Source organism: Streptomyces sp. NPDC048275 (assembly GCF_040652275.1).
Lineage (GTDB): Bacteria > Actinomycetota > Actinomycetes > Streptomycetales > Streptomycetaceae > Streptomyces.
Genome location: NZ_JBEZLR010000056.1, coordinates 25543 through 41653, shown reverse-complemented (window position 1 = coordinate 41653; position 16111 = coordinate 25543). Strand labels below are relative to the sequence as shown.

At 67.9% G+C, this 16111-nt stretch carries 12 protein-coding genes; 7 read left to right on the top strand and 5 right to left on the bottom strand.

Annotated elements, in window-relative coordinates; all coding sequences use genetic code 11:
* Nucleotides 1-8: 8 nt before the first annotated feature.
* The 6 genes from AB0D57_RS28635 (at nt 9) to AB0D57_RS28610 (ending at nt 5781) form a co-directional block, all read left to right on the top strand.
* Entirely contained in the window at nt 9-1076 is a 1068-nt protein-coding gene (locus AB0D57_RS28635) for an ABC transporter permease (protein WP_362079075.1), read from the top strand.
* Entirely contained in the window at nt 1073-2149 is a 1077-nt protein-coding gene (locus AB0D57_RS28630) for an ABC transporter permease (protein ID WP_362079033.1), read from the top strand. Before AB0D57_RS28635 ends, AB0D57_RS28630 begins: the two co-directional genes overlap by 4 nt.
* Nucleotides 2146-3690 (top strand): sugar ABC transporter ATP-binding protein, encoded by a 1545-nt coding sequence (locus tag AB0D57_RS28625; RefSeq protein WP_362079030.1) that lies wholly within the window; start codon nt 2146-2148, stop codon nt 3688-3690. Before AB0D57_RS28630 ends, AB0D57_RS28625 begins: the two co-directional genes overlap by 4 nt.
* Entirely contained in the window at nt 3687-4010 is a 324-nt protein-coding gene (locus AB0D57_RS28620; protein ID WP_362079027.1) for an L-rhamnose mutarotase, read from the top strand. The genes AB0D57_RS28625 and AB0D57_RS28620 overlap by 4 nt, the downstream gene beginning before the upstream one ends.
* Before the next feature lie 79 nt (nt 4011-4089).
* Complete coding sequence (locus AB0D57_RS28615; protein WP_362079024.1) at nt 4090-4950, top strand: amidohydrolase family protein; 861 nt, start codon at nt 4090-4092, stop codon at nt 4948-4950.
* 111 nt (nt 4951-5061) lie between these two features.
* Nucleotides 5062-5781: a GntR family transcriptional regulator gene (locus AB0D57_RS28610; RefSeq protein ID WP_362079021.1), complete on the top strand. Its 720-nt coding sequence runs from the start codon at nt 5062-5064 to the stop codon at nt 5779-5781.
* 57 nt (nt 5782-5838) lie between these two features.
* Here AB0D57_RS28610 and AB0D57_RS28605 read toward each other — a convergent pair whose 3' ends face one another.
* The 5 genes from AB0D57_RS28605 to AB0D57_RS28585 are packed head-to-tail and all read right to left on the bottom strand — an operon-like array spanning nt 5839 to nt 14614.
* Nucleotides 5839-8826, bottom strand: a complete 2988-nt coding sequence (locus AB0D57_RS28605; RefSeq protein WP_362079017.1) for a glycoside hydrolase family 2 TIM barrel-domain containing protein — start codon at nt 8824-8826, stop codon at nt 5839-5841.
* A gap of 59 nt (nt 8827-8885) precedes the next feature.
* Nucleotides 8886-11615 (bottom strand): alpha-mannosidase, encoded by a 2730-nt coding sequence (locus AB0D57_RS28600; RefSeq protein WP_362079014.1) that lies wholly within the window; start codon nt 11613-11615, stop codon nt 8886-8888.
* Between the two features lie 23 nt (nt 11616-11638).
* Entirely contained in the window at nt 11639-12496 is an 858-nt protein-coding gene (locus tag AB0D57_RS28595) for a carbohydrate ABC transporter permease (RefSeq protein ID WP_362079011.1), read from the bottom strand.
* A complete protein-coding gene (locus AB0D57_RS28590) occupies nt 12493-13440 on the bottom strand; it encodes a sugar ABC transporter permease (protein ID WP_362079008.1) in 948 nt (315 codons plus the stop codon). The genes AB0D57_RS28595 and AB0D57_RS28590 overlap by 4 nt, the downstream gene beginning before the upstream one ends.
* A gap of 7 nt (nt 13441-13447) precedes the next feature.
* Nucleotides 13448-14614, bottom strand: coding sequence for an extracellular solute-binding protein (locus tag AB0D57_RS28585; RefSeq protein WP_362079005.1), 1167 nt, complete (start codon nt 14612-14614; stop codon nt 13448-13450).
* A 467-nt stretch (nt 14615-15081) separates the two neighbouring features.
* Here AB0D57_RS28585 and AB0D57_RS28580 point away from each other — a divergent pair, with 467 nt between their 5' ends.
* On the top strand, nt 15082-16083 hold the full coding sequence (locus AB0D57_RS28580) for a LacI family DNA-binding transcriptional regulator (protein ID WP_362079002.1): 1002 nt from the start codon (nt 15082-15084) through the stop codon (nt 16081-16083).
* Nucleotides 16084-16111: the final 28 nt, after the last annotated feature.

Sequence of the window (16111 nt, the reverse complement as noted above, 5' to 3'; positions counted from 1 at the left end):
CCCCCGTCATGAACCCGGAGAGCGACAACCGGGCCGAGGGGGCGGCCGCCGCCCGGCAGTCCGCGCAACGGCTGCCGTTCTGGGTGAACCAGCGGCTCGGTCTCCTGGTGCTCACCGTGTCTCTGGCCGCGCTGTTCGGCGTTCTGCGGCCGGCGTTCCTCGACCAGCGGCTCGTACTGTTCCCCCTGTTGCGGGACATCTCGATGCTGGCCGTGGTGGCGCTCGCCCAGATGGTGGTCCTCTCCGTGGGACACATGAACCTCGCCGTCGGCCGGATGGCGGCTTTCGGAGCCCTGTTCGCGGGCCTCGGCTACGACCGTCTCGGGATGCCGCTCCAACTCGGCCTGGTCCTGTGCCTGTTCGCCGGCGCCGCCATCGGCGCGCTCACCGGCTGGATCATCGCCCGTACCGGCGTGAGCTCCTTCGTGGTCACCCTGGCCATGGACTTCGCCCTGCTGGGACTGGTCTCCCTGCTGTACTCGGCGCTGACCGAGAACGCGGCCTTCACCACGCAGCCGGCCGGGCTCATGGACCTGCGTTCCACCTCGCTCGCCGACATCTGCGTCGGTCCCGTCTGCGGATCCCCGGCGATCCCGCAGATGGCGCAGTTCACCGTCCTGGCGGTGTGCGGCCTCGGTTTCCTGTACGCCCGCACCCGCATGGGCCGGGAGCTGCTGCTGACCGGGGCCAACCCCGCGGCGGCCGAGCTCTCGGGCATCCCCACGGGGCGCCGCGTGATCCTCGCGCACGCCCTCTCCGGACTGCTCGCCGCGCTGGCCGGCTTCATGGCCGCCGTCAGCACCGGCTCGTTCCGCGCCTCCATCGGCGCGGACTTCATGCTGCCCTCGTTCCTCGGCGCGGTCCTCGGTGGCACCCTCCTCACCGGCGGCGTCGTCTCCGTACTCGGCGCGCTCCTGGGCACCTCACTGGTCGGCGTCATCCGCAAGGGCCTGGATCTGTTCGGCGTCGGCCTGGAGAGCCTGAACATCTACCTCGGCTGCGTTCTTCTGCTGGCCCTGTCGGCCGACCGGGTCCGCACCGTCGTTTCCTACCGCAAGGTGGTGCGCTCCACATGATCACGACCAATGATCGCGGAGCCCGTACCGGTGCGCTCTTGCGCCGCTTCTCCCGGTCCACGACCATGACGCTGCTGTGCGTGACACTGGCCGGATACCTCACCCTGGGCATCGCCTCGTCGGGCGAGTTCTTCCAGGGACCGTCGGTACGAACCTTCCTGCAGTACCTGGCCACACCCATCCTCATAGGGCTCGCCCAGATGGCCGCGCTGTGCGTCGGACAGCTCAACCTCGCGGTCGGTGCCCTGGGCGGCTGTACGGCCTGTCTGACGGGCGTCCTTATGGCCGACGGCGGAGTACCGGCACCGATCGCCGTCGCGGCCGGCGTTCTCACGGCGACGCTGGTCGGTCTGGTGACCGGCGTGTTCATCGTGGCGACGCGGATCAACGGCTTCATCGTCACGCTCGGGACGATGACCATCCTGCTGGGAGCCCAGTACCGGCTGGTCGGTACACGTACCGTCGACGGCTACTCACCGACCCTCAAGGACCTCGGCCGAGCGGCCCCGCTGAACCTGCCGCTGGTGTTCCTCACCGCGCTCGCCGCGGCGGCACTGCTGGCCGCGTTCATGTACCGCACGACCGCCGGCCGCCGACTCCTCGCCGCGGGCGGCAACCCGCTCGCGGCGAGACTGTCGGGCATCTCCACCGACCGGCAGATCGTGCTCGCCCACACTCTGTCCGGCTTCCTGGTCGGCATAGCCGCCGTGACCGCGACCGCTTCGCTGCCCGGCGTCAACCGCAGCGTCGGCGGCGACTGGCTGCTGCCGAGCTTCGCGGCTCCGATCATCGGAGGCGTCGCCCTCAACGGAGGATCCGTCGCGGTGCTCGGCACGGTGCTGGCGGCGTTCGTCATGCGGCTCATCGACGCCGCACGCGCCCAGTTCTCACTCGACCCGAGCTGGGTGAACTTCCTCATCGGCGTGGTCGTGCTCGGCACGGTGGTCGGCGGCCGCCTCCACCAGACGCATCTGGAAAAGAAGGGCAAGGCACAGGGGCGTACCCCTCCGGCACCGGCCGACCGGGGACCGACGGCCGACGCCGCCCTGCCGAACGCGGGAGGCGCGCGATGAGCGAAGTCCTTCTCGACTGCCGGGAGGTCGTCAAGGTCTTCCCCGGCGTACGGGCCCTGGACGGCGTAGGTCTGCGCCTTACGACCGGATCCGTGCACGCACTGCTCGGCGAGAACGGTGCGGGGAAGTCCACCCTGATCAAGGTCCTCACCGGTGTCCACACGCCCGACGCCGGCCGGATCGCCTGGCGTGGCGAAGAGGTCCAGCTGCGCTCGCCGCTGGAGGCGACCCGGACCGGTATCGGCGTCGTCCACCAGGAACGGAATCTCATACCCGACTTCTCGGTGGCGGAGAACATCACGCTGCAGAGCCCTCCCTCGCGCCGCGGGCTGGTCGACCGCGAGGCCATGAACGCGCCTGCCCTGCGCTGCCTGGAGGAACTGGGCCTGGACCTCGATCCGAACCAACCGGTCCGTGAACTGTCAGTGGCTCGGCAGCAGTTGGTGGAGATCGCGAAGGCGCTCTACACCGAGAGCGAGGTGCTCCTGCTCGACGAGCCGACAGCCTCCCTGTCCCCGCAGGAGGCGGAACGCCTCTTCGACGTCGTCGGGCGGCTGGCGGCCCGTGACAGGTGTGTCGTCTTCGTGAGCCACAAGCTGGACGAGGTCTTCGCGATCTGTGACACCGTCACCGTGCTGCGCGATGGCAGGGCCGTGCTGGAATCCTCACCGCTCGCCGACCACACGCACGACGACGTCGTGAACCTGATGGTGGGCCGTACGCACACGGCGAGCGAGATGGGGCCACGCACCCCGGACCGGACGGGGACCCCGGTCCTCGCGCTCGATCAGCTCTGCACCGCCGACGGTCACCAGGACGTCTCCCTGGAGGTACGGTCCGGTGAGATCGTCGGTCTCTACGGCCTCGTCGGCGCCGGGCGCAGTGAACTGGTCAAGGCCGTTCTGGGTCTCGACCGGGTCACCGGCGGCGAGATCAGGGTGCACGGGGAGGCGGCCCGGATAGCTTCCCCGCGCCAGGCACTGCACGAGTTCGGCATCGGCTACCTGACCGAGAACCGCAAGGAAGAGGGCGTCTTCCTCGACCAGCCCGTCCACCGGAACATCACGGTCACCGTGTGGAAGAAGCTGGCCCGGTTCCTCGGGTTCGTCTCCGTCGCCGAGGAGCGGAACGTGGCGCAGGACCTGGTCGAGCGCCTGGGAATCCGTGCCTCGGGGCTCGAACAGAACGTCGGTGAACTGTCCGGCGGCAACCAGCAGAAGGTGAGTCTGGCGAAATGGCTCGCCGCCGACACCCGGCTGCTGATCGTCGATGAGCCGACCGTGGGCGTCGATGTGCGCACCAAGCACGGCTTCCACGAACTCCTCTGGGAACTGGCCCGCGGAGGACTGCCGATTCTGCTGATCAGCAGCGACCTCACCGAGATGATCACACTGGCGGACCGTGTCGTCGTCATGGCCGACCACCGCGTGCGCGGCGAGGTGGAGAACGACCGCGACTACGAACGGATGAGCGGCCGGATCATCCGCATCATCCACGACCACACGTTGTCGGCAGAGACGGCCGAGGAGGACGCGGAATGAGGCGCGTCGCGCAGGTGGTCCGGGTCCGCCCCGAGCACCTGCAGGAGTACCGCGAGCTGCACCGCGATGTGCCCCAGCCGGTGCTGGACACGCTGCGGGACTGTCACATCGGGAACTACTCGATCCATCTGCTCGGCGACCTGCTGTTCGGCTATTTCGAGTACCACGGTGACGACCTTGCCGCGGACATGGCCCGCATCGCCGCCGACGACGCGACGCAGGCGTGGTGGAGGCTCACCGCACCCTGCCAGCAGCCGGTGCAGGAGGCGGCACCGGGGGAGTGGTGGGCCTCGATGGAGCAGGTGTTCCACATGCCGTGACCCCGCACCACGCCTGAGCTCGCCGTGGAGTGGGGTGCTTCAGCACCGAGGATCGACCGGAGAAGGAGGAGGACACCACATGGGCGCCACACCCCTCGTCGATGCCCACCACCATGTGTGGGACCTGGCCGTGCGGGACCAGGAGTGGATCACCGGTCCCGAACTCACGCCTCTGCGCCGGACCTTCACGCTGGCGGACCTGCGGCCGCCGGCCGAGCACGCCGGGGTCGGCGCGACCGTGATGGTACAGACCGTGACGGTCCCGGAGGAGACACCCGAGATGCTCGAGCAGGCGGCCGCCGACCCGCTGGTCGTCGGGGTGGTCGGATGGACAGACCTCACAGCTCCCGATGTGGCGGACACACTGGCCCGGCTGCGGGAACTGCCGGGCGGAGACCGGCTGGTGGGCATCCGGCACCAAGTGCAGTCGGAACCGGACCCACGGTGGCTGGTGCGGGCGGATGTTCTGCGAGGTCTGTCCGCGGTGGCTGACGCCGGCCTGGCCTACGACCTCGTCATCCTCCCGAACCAGCTGTCCGCGGCGACCGCCGCCGCACGCCGACTGGCGGGCCTCAGGTTCGTCCTCGATCACATCGGCAAACCCGACATCGCGGCGGGCGTCCTCGAACCGTGGGCTACGGAACTACGGGCCCTGGCCGCCGAACCCAACACCTTCTGCAAGCTGTCCGGCCTCGTGACGGAGGCCGACTGGCACGCTTGGTCGGTCGATGACCTGCGTCCCTTCGCCGAGACGGTCCTCGACGCCTTCGGGCCGGACCGGGTCATGTACGGCTCCGACTGGCCCGTATGCACCCTGGCCGCCGACTATGCGGGGGTGCTCGACGCGGCCCGCGCTCTGACGGCCGGGCTCAGCGGGGACGAACGGCGAGGCGTTTTCGGCGGCACGGCGGTGAACGCCTACCGGCTGAACGTGCCCTGACACCCCCGGCCACACCTGGGCCGCAACCGAGGTGCGCCGCCGGTCAACGCTCTCACCTCGGTAAACTGATCTCATCCCGACCACGCCGGAGCAGCTGGAGCTGAAGAACGGATGCCACCGCACGACAGTTCCTCCGCCAGGGCTCGGCAGCCTGAAGGAAGAAGCCAGCCCTCCGGTTCTGGCCGCCAGGCCCTCTCGGACAGCGTCTACGAGCAGATCAAGGCCATGGTCATGGACCATGAGATCGCTCCCGGCGCACGCGTGGGCATCGAGGCGCTGTCGCGTGCTCTCGGCGTCTCGCCCACACCAGTCCGCGAGGCACTGGCCAGGCTCGAGTCCGACGGACTTGTGGTGAAGAGATCGCTCTCCGGCTACCGTGCGACCGAGTTGCTGACCCGCGAGGGCCTCGAGGAGCTCTTCGAAATGCGGCTCCTCCTGGAACCCAGAGCGGCGGCGCTCGCCGCCGTCAACGCCACCGAGGGGCAACTCGACAGCATTGAGCGGCTGGTGGAGGAGATGCAGACTCATCCGGGGCCGACGGGGCGGTACGCGGACTACCGCGACTTCGCCGCTCTCGATCAGCGCTTTCACGACGCGATCGCGGTGGCCTCGCAACGTCCGCTGCTCGCCGACGCGGTGGAACGGCTCCACTCCCACCTCCATGTCTTTCGACTCAGAAGCGTCCGGAACGCCGACGACCCGACGCTGGCGGAACACGAACGTGTCGTACGCGCGATACTGCGCCGCAAGCCCGACCGCGCCGCCGAAGCCATGGCCGAGCACCTCACACGCAGCCTCCAGCGCCAGCTCGGCCAGGACCCGAAGCCCTGACCGGCGTCGCGGGGGACCGGCACGTGGAGAGATCCCGCGCGATCCGGTGTGCTTCCCCTACACCGGCTCCCCGTCTGCTGCGATGCGAAGCCGGATCGTGCGCGCTTCCGGGCGAAGCGTGAACTCGGGTTGCACGTCGGGGCCACAGGCTCGTGAGCCGAGCCCGTGCTGGGCCGCGTCGATGATCAGGTGAGTCGTCGTCGTTTCGGGAAGCTCGAAGGGGTGCCGGGCTCGCGCGATCTGTTGGGGGGTGTGGCGGCCGAGGGTGAAGCCGGGGCGGCGCCCGCGGAGGTCGGGGAGTGCCTCCAGGCGCAGCACTGTGGTATCGCCACTCGTCAGCGTCAGCCGGCGCAGTTGGGAGCGGTGCCCGCTCTCCTGGGGCCGTGCGTAGTCGACCGTGAGGTCTTGGACGGTGGAGGAGAACCGGCCCGTGCGTGCCGCGCGCAGACTGTCGGGGTACGACTCCAGTGGACCCAGGCCGAACCACTCGGCCCCGTCGACGGGGGCTTCACCGTCGGGTAGATCGAAACGAACCCCGATCCGGGGCCACACGGTCCGCCAGTTGCCGGACGGCTGGATCTCCACGCGCAGTTCCAGTTCGCCGCCTTCCAGCGACCAGACCGTCTCGACCGTCAATGACGTGGCGGAGTTCGCTGCGGAGACCTTGTCGAGGGTGCGAAGGGCGTCCGCGGCCTGCTCCACCGAGAGGCGCCGGCTGGTCAGCCGGTGCAGTCCGTCACGCCGCCACAGATCGGCATTGGACACTCCGGTGTTGCCGGCGTCGCTCTCCTCGACTCCGTCGGAGGGGCTTTCGTCGTTGTCGGTCGGCGCGCGGAACAACTCCACTCGTGGGCCCGTCACGGCGCGGCCGGCGAGCCGGGTCAGGGATCCGTTGACGAACTCGGCGATGCCGAGCGTCAACTGGCCCTCGCTCGGCTGCCAGTCCCTGCGCGGCCGGACGGCGGGGGCTGGACGGCGTAGCGAGCGATCCAGTTGGGCAGTCGCGATCACATGTCCTTCGGGTGCCCAAGGGGTTGCGGCTGCCAGCACCGCGTCGATGGTGAGCCATGTCTCGGCGTCCGGGGACACCGCGATGTGCGGCAGCTGTACCCATTCCGAACCGCCCGCTGTGACGATCGGGGCCTGCAACTCTCCCGAAGCCACGGGTGTTCCGTCGTGTTCGACGCGCCAGCGAAAGCGCAGATCGGATGTGTCGGCCGAGTGGCGCAGATTGGAGAGGGCGACCTTGTCCGTGTCGAAGGTGAAGTGGACCGGTTGGGCGACGGCCTTGTACTCGTGGAGGCTGGGCGTGGGGACGTCGTTGCTCAACAGCATGCCGTCCATGACGAAGTTCCCGTCGTGTACGACCTCTGCGAAGTCACCGCCGTAGGCGTAGTACGGAGTCCCGTCCGGGGTGGTGGCCAGGATGCCGTGATCGCGCCACTCCCATACGAAGCCGCCGTGCAGCCGCGGATACCTGTGCACGAGCGCCTCGTACTGGTCGAACGCCCCCGGACCGTTGCCCATGGCGTGTGCGTACTCGCACAGCAGGAACGGCTTGGTGCGCTGCCGGGCGCTCTGGGCCGGAGTGCAGTTGAGCAGCGCCGTTCGGGGGTCGTCGGCGCCGATCTGCTCTGTCTCCGCAACCGATGCGTACATGCGCGAGTAGATGTCGGTGTAGTCGCCGGTGTAGTCACCCTCGTAGTGCACGGGGCGTCCGGCGTCGCGGGCGTGGACCCACGCCGACATGGCCGCGAGATTGCTGCCGGTTCCGGCCTCGTTGCCGAGCGACCAGATCACGATGCTGGGATGGTTCTTGTCGCGTTCGACGGTGCGTTGGATTCGGTCCAGACACGCCTCGCGCCACACCGGGTCGTCGCTCGGATTTCCGACCCAGCCGACTTTGTCGAAGCCGTGGGTCTCCAGATCGCATTCGAGGACGACCCACAGTCCGAGTTCGTCGGCGAGGTCGAGCAGCCGCGGATGCGGTGGGTAGTGGCTGGTACGGATGGCGTTCACGTTGAACCGCTTCATGCGCGCCAGATCTTCGCGGGCGTGCTCCTCGTCGAAGACGCGACCGCGCTCGGGATGGGCCTCGTGACGGTTCACCCCGTGGAACACAACGCGGCGTCCGTTGACCAGGAACTGGTCCCCCCGGATCTCGACCGTGCGGAAGCCGACCCGCAGCGAGATGCTCTCCGCTGTCGTGGACACGGTGGCGTCGTACAGGCGGGGCTGCTCGGCCGACCAGGGCTCCACGCCCGCGATGTCGAGGGGTTGCACGTCGGCTGCCGTGGCCCACACCTGCTCGATGCCGAGTTCGGGGATACGAAGTGTGACGGGGAATGCCTCCGCGCCGGCGACGACTTCCGGGTCGAGATGCCCGTGCCCGTTGCCGAATCCGGTGCGCAGCCAGACGTCCTCGATGCCTGCGGCCGGCCGGACCAGGAGGGTGACGTCCCGGAAGATGCCCGGCAGCCACCACTGGTCCTGGTCCTCGACGTAACTGGCCGCCGACCACTGATGCACGCGCACAGCGACGACGTTGTCGCCCGGGTGGACCGCGCAGGTCACGTCGAATTCGTGGGCCAGCCGGCTGCCGCTGGCGCTGCCGATCTCCACACCGTTGACCCACACCTTGAAGAGTGATTCGACCCCCTCGAACCGCAGCACGACACGGTCGCCGTCCGACCTGGCGGACGGCAGAGAGAAGTGACGGCGGTAGTCGCCGGTGGGATTCTCATCCGGGACGTGGGGCGGGTCGATCGGGAACGGGAACTGGATATTCGTGTAGATCGGTCGGCCGTAGGCTCCGTCGCCCTGGAGCACCCAGTGCGAGGGCACGGGGATGCTGTCCCAGCCGGTGTCGTCGAAGCCCTCGGCTGCGAAGTCCTGTGCCACCGATGCAGTGGGCGACAGATGGAAACGCCAAGGCCCGTTCAGTGAGAGAGAAGGGGCGTCGGAGTGCAGCCACGAGCGCGGCGGGCGTAGCGCGCCGCGCCCTGGTTTGGTGTCCGAAACAAAGGCGGAAGGCTCGGGGTGCAAGAGGTCACAACTTTCTTTCGAGCAAAGGAGAGTTCGGGCGCGGCTGCGGGAGTCGTTGACTACCTGAGCACTACGGTTCGGATTTCCCACGGCCCGAGATCGAGTTCCCATTCGTCGCGCACCGGCACCGGCTGGGAGAGCGGCCGACCGAGCAGGTCCACGGTGGTCGCCTCGGTGAACGCGCCGGTCATGCGGACGGCGGACGCGGTGTCGCTCATCGAGGCCAGCCGCACCTCGGTTCCGGTTCCGTGTGCGGGGTCGGTGACGCGGCGGATGCTCGAGACGTGGACGTCCCGGCCGTCGACCCGCACGCCACGGGTGTCGGGCGGCAGAGGGCCCGCGCCGGGTGCGGTACCGCGGGCGATGAGAGCGTCGTTGCGGAACTCCTCGGCCAGCGCCGTCGCGTTCGCCCCCTGCCATCCGGCTGCCGCGGGCACGATGGCGAAACGGTTCTCGATCCGCATGCCGAGATCCTGCGCGCCCGGTGCGGGGATTTCGCTTGCCGCGGGCTCGTCACGCAGGGGGTGGAAGTTGACGCTGATCGAGCCGATGGCGCGCAGCAGGGTGATGGCGAGTGCGCGGCCGCCGTCGACAAGTTCGTATTCGCTGGAGTGGTCGAGCAGGACGGTGGCCGGTCCGGCCGACACGAAGGAACCTGCCGGGAACGTCGGGAGCGGGAACTCGCCCCAACCGCCCTCGGCGGTGAGACCCCGCTCGGTGACGGCGAACTGTCCAGCCGATGCCGAGGTGACCACGGGCTGGGGCAGCGGTACGTGAAGGCGCAGCCGATGGTCGGCGCACTGGTTCAAGAACGAGGTCGACAGGCGGACGAACGGCTCGCCTGCGCGTACCTCCACCAGCATGTCCACCGGTGTCGCAACGGTGTGGCAGCTGCGTAGATCTCGGTCGCCGGTGAGCGCGGCGGGCCAGTCGTAAACGCGGGTGACACGCATCCGGGAACGCAGCGGGCCGCTCTCGATGAGTTGGACGGTTGTCCGTGTCGGCTCCGACACGAGCAGATCCCGAGCGGGGGGAGCGTAGTTGTAGCTGTCGCCGCGGTCACCCCCGTCGACCAGGCGACCGACCCCGGACAGGACTGTGCCGTCCGTCCCGGTCACGTCCAGGGTGCCGTCTGCGGTGACCACGACCTCGACCAGTCCGTTGGACAGAGTGTCGGCCCTCTCCGTCGCAGGAGCGAACGGAGGCGCGGGGGCTGTGGGCCGATCTTCGGTGGTGACCCGGAAGCTGGCCAGCCCGCCGGCGGGAACGTGCACGGGTACGAGCGCGGTGGCCCGGGCCTCCGCCAGCGTCCGCACCCGCCACTCACCCGGATGCGCGGCCGCTGCGGCGGCGACCTCGCGGCGCAGGATCAGCAGGTCGAACGGCCCAGCGGGCGCTTCGGTGAGGTGGAAGACGAGTGAGCCGGGGACGAGTTCGTAGTGGTCGATCAGACGGCCGAACAGCTCGCGGCGATGGATGCGGCGTAGCACTCGTTCGAGCTGCGACGCGTCCAGACGCTCGTCGCTGAGGACGGTCGGGGCGCGGGAGATCAGTTGCACGGGATGCGCCGATCCGTCGGCGGCGGTCGAGACGAGCGCGGATTCTTCCGCGGGGACCGTGACATCCACCTCGACCAGAGCGGTTCGCTCCCACGGCAGGGGGTTGGCCACCAGGTAGGCGTCGCCCGGCACCCGGGCGGCGGGTTCGGCGAGAGCCGCGTCCCGAACGGCGCGAGCGATCTGCGCGGCCTCGGCGAGCCGTGCCGCGACCTGGTCGCAGGTCTCGTCGGTGCCGGATCCGACCACCGAATCATGCGCGGTCGACTCGATGATCTTGTGCCAGGCGAGGGAGAGGAACGGCGAGTCGTCGCGCCGTGACCACAGTGCGTTCATCCGCTCGGCGTGGTCGATGGTGCGCTCGGCCACGGCCATCTGCTGCTTGAGCCCGAGCCGCACGGAGAGCACACCCGGGAGGATGTTGCCGCGCACATGGCTGCGCAGCTCACCGGTCACGACCGCGGACACCTCGTCCCGCACGTGCTCGCGGATGTACTCCTCGAGCGTCGCGATGGTGATGGCACGCTCCTTGCTGGAGGCCTGTCGCAGCCAGTCCGCCAGTTGCGGGTCGGGCGCGTTGTGGTCGGTGCCGGCCATGGCCAGGACCGGATCTCCGCCCCATCGTTCGGCGGTCATCTGGGCGTACTCGCCCAGCGCGCGGCGGATCTGGTCGGGCACCAGCAGGACGTCAAGACCGTTGTCGTAGCCGTCGAAGAGGAACTCGGTACGCACTTCGGAGCCATCAGGTGCGCGCCAACGGAAGGCGTGCCCGTCGACGGAACCGGGGACACCGCGCCACAGCGCCGCATGCTCGATTCCGGCACGCGCCAGGATCTGCGGCATCTGTGCGATGTGGCCGAACATGTCGGGCAGGTAGCCGATGGACATCGCGCCGCCCAGTTTCTCGGCGGCTGCCCAGCCCATCTGCAGGTTGCGCACGATGGTCTCGCCGGAGCAGAGGAACTCGTCGAGAAGGATGAGCCACGGGCCGATGGCGAGTCGGCCTTCGCTGACCAGAGCGACAATACGTTCACGGTTTTCCGGCCGCATCTCCAGGTAGTCCTCGAGCGCGGCCATCTGCCCGTCGACGGTGAACCGGAAGTCGGGGTTGGTCTCAGCCGTTTCCAGCACGGTGTCTAGGGCGGCGACCAGTCGGTGCCGGAACACCTGGAACGGCTCGTACCACTCCCGGTCCCAGTGGAAATGGGGGACGAAGACAGCGGAGTTGTGCATGGCGAGGGGGACCCTTTCGGGTGTCACTTGAGCGAGCCGGCGGCGAGCCCGGTGCGCCAGAACCGCTGGAGGAGGATGAACACGATGATCACGGGCACGATCGATACCAGCGATCCGGTGATGACGGACTGCTGCAGCAGCGGGGCTCGGGCGGTCTGGCCGTTCCACTGGTACAGGCCGAGCGTGATCGGGAACAGCGTCTCCTTCTGCAGCATCACCATCGGCAGGAAGAAGTTGTTCCAGATGGCCACGAACTGGAACAGGAAGACGGTGACCAAGGCCGGTGTCATCAGCCTGAACGCCACCGAGAAGAACGTCCGGAACTCGCTCGCGCCGTCCAGGCGCGCCGACTCGATCAGCTCCTGCGGGACAGCGGCGTTCGCGAAGATGCGCGCGAGATAGACACCGAAGGGGCTGACGATGCTCGGCAGGAACACCGCGAGGTAGGTGTTGACGATGCCGGTCGCCGAGAACAGCAGGAACAACGGCAGGGCGAGCGCGGTGGTGGGCACCAGGACGCCGCCGAGAATGATGGAGAACAGCACCTCGCGGCCACGGAAGCGGAACTTGGCCAGAGCGTAGCCGCACAGGGCGGAGATGAGCGTTCCCACGGCCGCGCCCAGCACTGCGTAGATGACGGTGTTGACGGCCCACCGGCCGAAGATGCCGTCGCTGCGCGTGAACAGGGTGCGGACGTTGTCGATCAGGTCGAAGTGGGAGAAGACCAGTCCGTTGGTGGCGGCGAGGTCGCCCTGTGGCTTCGTCGCCGCGACGATGAGGAAGTAGACCGGCAGCAGGAAGTAGATGGCCAGCAGGAACATCAGAGCCGTCACGGCCGCCCGGCCGGCACGGTTTTCACGGGTCACGGATGGATTGCTCACAGCCCGGCCTTCTTCGAGGTCAGTCGCATGAATCCGAAGCTCAGGACGAAAGTGATGACGGCGATGACCACGGAGATGGCTGCGGCCTGCTGGTAGTTGTTCCCGGAGGCCACCGCGTACGCAAGCATGTTCGGGGTGAACGTGCTGGAGATGTTCGAGGAGATCTGGCGCAACACGGCCGGTTCGGCGTAGAGCTGAAGGGTGCCGATGATCGAGAACACCGTGGTCAGGACGATCGACGGAGCGATGATCGGAACCTTGATGCGCCAGGCGATCGTCCAGTCGCCCGCACCGTCGATCTTCGCGGCTTCGTAGAGCTCCTGCGGGATAGCCTGCAGCGCCGCGTACATGATCAGCATGTTGTAGCCGGTCCACAGCCAGGTGGAGACGTTCGCCGCTGACCACAGAACGGCACCCGGGCCGAGGAAGTCGGGCTGCCAGCCCATGCCCTTGAGCAGTTCGACGACGGGACTGAGCTGCGGGGAGTACAGATACGACCACATGATGGCGGCGATGACACCGGGCACGGCGTACGGCATGAACGCGGTGACGCGGAAGAACGCTTTGAGCCGCAGCAGGGGAGTGTCCAACAGCAACGCCATGACCAGCGCGATGAACAGCATCACAGGCACCTGCACGATGCCGAACAGCCCGATGCGGCCGATGCTGTTCCAGAACTCGGTGTTCTGGAACACCTGCGCATACTGCTCGAATCCACCGAAGACCGTGTACGAGGTCCCGTACTGGCCGCCGGTGCGGCGCACGACGCGGAAGCTCTGCCAGAGCGCGTAGCCGACGGGGGCCACGTAGAACAGCAGGAAGGGGAGGAAGAAGGGAGTCAGGAACGCGGCGACGGTGCCCGTCCGGGGGCCACCGCCGTTGAGGCGGCGACGGCCTCTGGTCGACAACATCACGTGGGGCGCGCGGGTTGACAGGTCGATCATGCTGCGGTCACTTGCCCGCCGTGGCCGGGATCGCCTGGTCCTTCATCGACTTCAACGCGGCGGCTTGGGCGGTTGCGAGGGCGTCGGTCAGTGTCCCGTCACCGGCGGTCGCTTTGGCCATCGCGTCCTGCAGCGCCAGGTTCACGTTCTTCTGCGTGGGACCCCAGGCGAAGCTGGTGTCGATCTTCTTGGACGACTCCGCGAACACATCGAAGATCTTCTCGTTGTTGTAGTAGGCAACACCTTGCGACAACGCGGGAAGCCGCAGTCCGGCGTTGGCCGCCGGGTACAGGCCGCCCAGCTCGTTCTCCAGCGCAAGGGCCTCCGGGTCGGTGTTGAGCCAGGTGTTGAACTTGACCGACTCGTACAGGTGCTTGCTGTCCTTCATGAAGGCCACCGTCGATCCGCCCCAGTCACCGGACGCACCGTTCGGGCCCCATGTCGGCATCGGGGCGATCGTCCATTTGCCGGCCTGCTGGGGCAGGTTGTCGCGGAACATGCTGTAACCCCAGGAAGCTCCGATGTAGCTGGCGATCTGGCCCTTCTGGTACGCGGCGTACATCTGCGTCGACGCGTGAGCCAGATCGGTGCGCACGAGCTTGTCGGAGATCAGCTTCTGCCAGTACTCCGCAACCTGCTTGCTCTGGGCGGACTCGACGGTGACCTGCCACTTGTCACCGGAGTAGCCGTACATCTTGGCGCTGTTCTGCCAGAGCAGACCGTTGAACCACTCGGCATTGTTCGGGTCGAAGAACGTGATGCTGACGTCCGGGTTCGCCTTGTGCAGCTTCTGCGCGGCAGCCGCGTACTCGTCCCAGGTCTTGGGGATCGCGAGGTCGTACTTCTCGAAGACGTCGTTGCGCACGTAGAGCGCCATCGGGCCGGTGTCCTGCGGGAAGGCGAACACGCCGGTACCGCCGAAGCTGGTCTGAGACCAGGTCCACGGCACGAACTTCGACTTGGCTGCGGTGGCGGCCGAGCAGGCGGAGGCGTCCACGAAGGCGTTCTGCGTGCGCAGGCTGGGGAGTTGGTCGTAGCCGACCTGCGCCAGGTCCGGAGCCTTCCCCGCCTTGAGGGCGTTGCCGAGAGTGCCGTACTGGTCGTTGGAGATGTTCTTCGTCTGAACCTGGATGTCAGGGTTGTTCTTGTTCCACAGGGCGACGACCTTGTCCATGCCTGGAACGGTGTTCCAATACTGGAGAGTGACCTTCCCCCTCGTGGGCGTGCAGGAGTCTGCGGATTCCTCACCTGAGGTGGAGGGAGAAGAACACCCTGCGAGCAGGGCGAGACTCAGGGCGGCGACGCCCGCGAGGCAGGTGCGTGTGACTGTGTTGCTCATATTTTCCGTTCCAGAGAACGACTAGCTGCGGGTGCTAGACAGGGTCGACGTTGACACCTCAGGCGGATGCCTGCTGGTTGGAACATAGGGCCGTGAGCGGTAACGTGAGCGTTCACGGGAGCGGTAACGTGAGCGCTCACAGTAGGAGGGTCAGGAAGTGATTGGGAGTCTGCGCTTCGGTACGGCCGAGTGTCAAGACTCTCGAGTCACACGTGGGGCCACTGTTGGAGAGGCAATTCGAGCCGGGGCATACTCGGTGCCCCTGCGACGCGGCCGCGTCGACCAATACGCGGAGGTAAGTGATGGCGTCGTCGGAAACCGGCTCCCGCAGGGTGACGATCGACGACGTGGCCCGGACCGCCGGCGTGTCCCGGCAAACCGTGTCACGCGCGCTCAACGACAAGGGCGAGATCGGTGTTTCCACCAAGCAGCGTGTCCTCGATGCCGCCCTCGCACTCGGATACCGGCCGAGCCGGTTCGCCAGGGGGCTCGTCCGGCAGGACGCAATCAGCGTCGGGCTCGTGATCCCCGATCTCCTCAACCCGTTCTTCACCGAGGTGGCCGCAGCCGCGCTGGACGCTGCACGGGCGCGCGGCTGGAATGTTGTCGTGTACGACACCGGCGACCGCATTGAGGAGGAGCAGGGCACGCTTGAGGTGATCGCCTCCCAAGTGGACGCCGTAGTGGGGTACCTGAGCGGGCCGGAGGACGAGATCGACAAGCTGACGCGAGGGCTCCCCGTGGTACTGATCGACCGGGAGCACCGCACCGAACGGTTCAGTTCGATCCGGATCGACGGTGAGGGAGGCGTCCACGCCGCGATCCGGCATCTGGTCGACTCGGGCCATCGGCACATCGGAATGCTCGATCATGCGGGCCGGTCCGCGCCGAGCATCCGCCACGACTGGTTCGTCAGCGCGATGTCCGCTTGCGGACTGAACCCCGGACCGGTGAGCCGCGCGGACCAGAGCGTGGAGGGCGGGGAGAGCGCACTACGGGAGCTCCTCGCCGATCACCCTGATGTGACTGCCGTGTTCGCGTTCAACGACATCGTCGCCATAGGAGCACTGCGTGCCGCCCGCCGACTGGGACGGCAGGTTCCTCAAGACCTTGCCGTGGTCGGCTTCGACGGCCTCCGGCTCGGAGCGCTGATCGAACCACCGTTGTCCACCGTGGCCCTGGACACGCGAGGGCTCGGTGCGCTCGCCGTCGAACAGACCGCCCGGCTGCTGGAGGCCAGCCCTCCGCTCAGCCCCGATGAACTGGTGGTCACGGCGGAACTAAGGCTGCGCGAATCGGCATAGCGGACGTCCCGCCACCGGCCGGCGCGGC

Excerpts from the sequence above, each read along its gene's own strand:
- AB0D57_RS28635 (WP_362079075.1), top strand. The coding sequence starts at position 9 with ATGAACCCGGAGAGCGACAACCGGGCCGAGGGGGCGGCCGCCGCCCGG.
- AB0D57_RS28630 (WP_362079033.1), top strand. The coding sequence starts at position 1,073 with ATGATCACGACCAATGATCGCGGAGCCCGTACCGGTGCGCTCTTGCGC.
- AB0D57_RS28625 (WP_362079030.1), top strand. The coding sequence starts at position 2,146 with ATGAGCGAAGTCCTTCTCGACTGCCGGGAGGTCGTCAAGGTCTTCCCC.
- AB0D57_RS28620 (WP_362079027.1), top strand. The coding sequence starts at position 3,687 with ATGAGGCGCGTCGCGCAGGTGGTCCGGGTCCGCCCCGAGCACCTGCAG.
- AB0D57_RS28615 (WP_362079024.1), top strand. The coding sequence starts at position 4,090 with ATGGGCGCCACACCCCTCGTCGATGCCCACCACCATGTGTGGGACCTG.
- AB0D57_RS28610 (WP_362079021.1), top strand. The coding sequence starts at position 5,062 with ATGCCACCGCACGACAGTTCCTCCGCCAGGGCTCGGCAGCCTGAAGGA.
- AB0D57_RS28600 (WP_362079014.1), bottom strand. The coding sequence starts at position 11,615 with ATGCACAACTCCGCTGTCTTCGTCCCCCATTTCCACTGGGACCGGGAG.
- AB0D57_RS28590 (WP_362079008.1), bottom strand. The coding sequence starts at position 13,440 with ATGATCGACCTGTCAACCCGCGCGCCCCACGTGATGTTGTCGACCAGA.
- AB0D57_RS28585 (WP_362079005.1), bottom strand. The coding sequence starts at position 14,614 with ATGGACAAGGTCGTCGCCCTGTGGAACAAGAACAACCCTGACATCCAG.
- AB0D57_RS28580 (WP_362079002.1), top strand. The coding sequence starts at position 15,082 with ATGGCGTCGTCGGAAACCGGCTCCCGCAGGGTGACGATCGACGACGTG.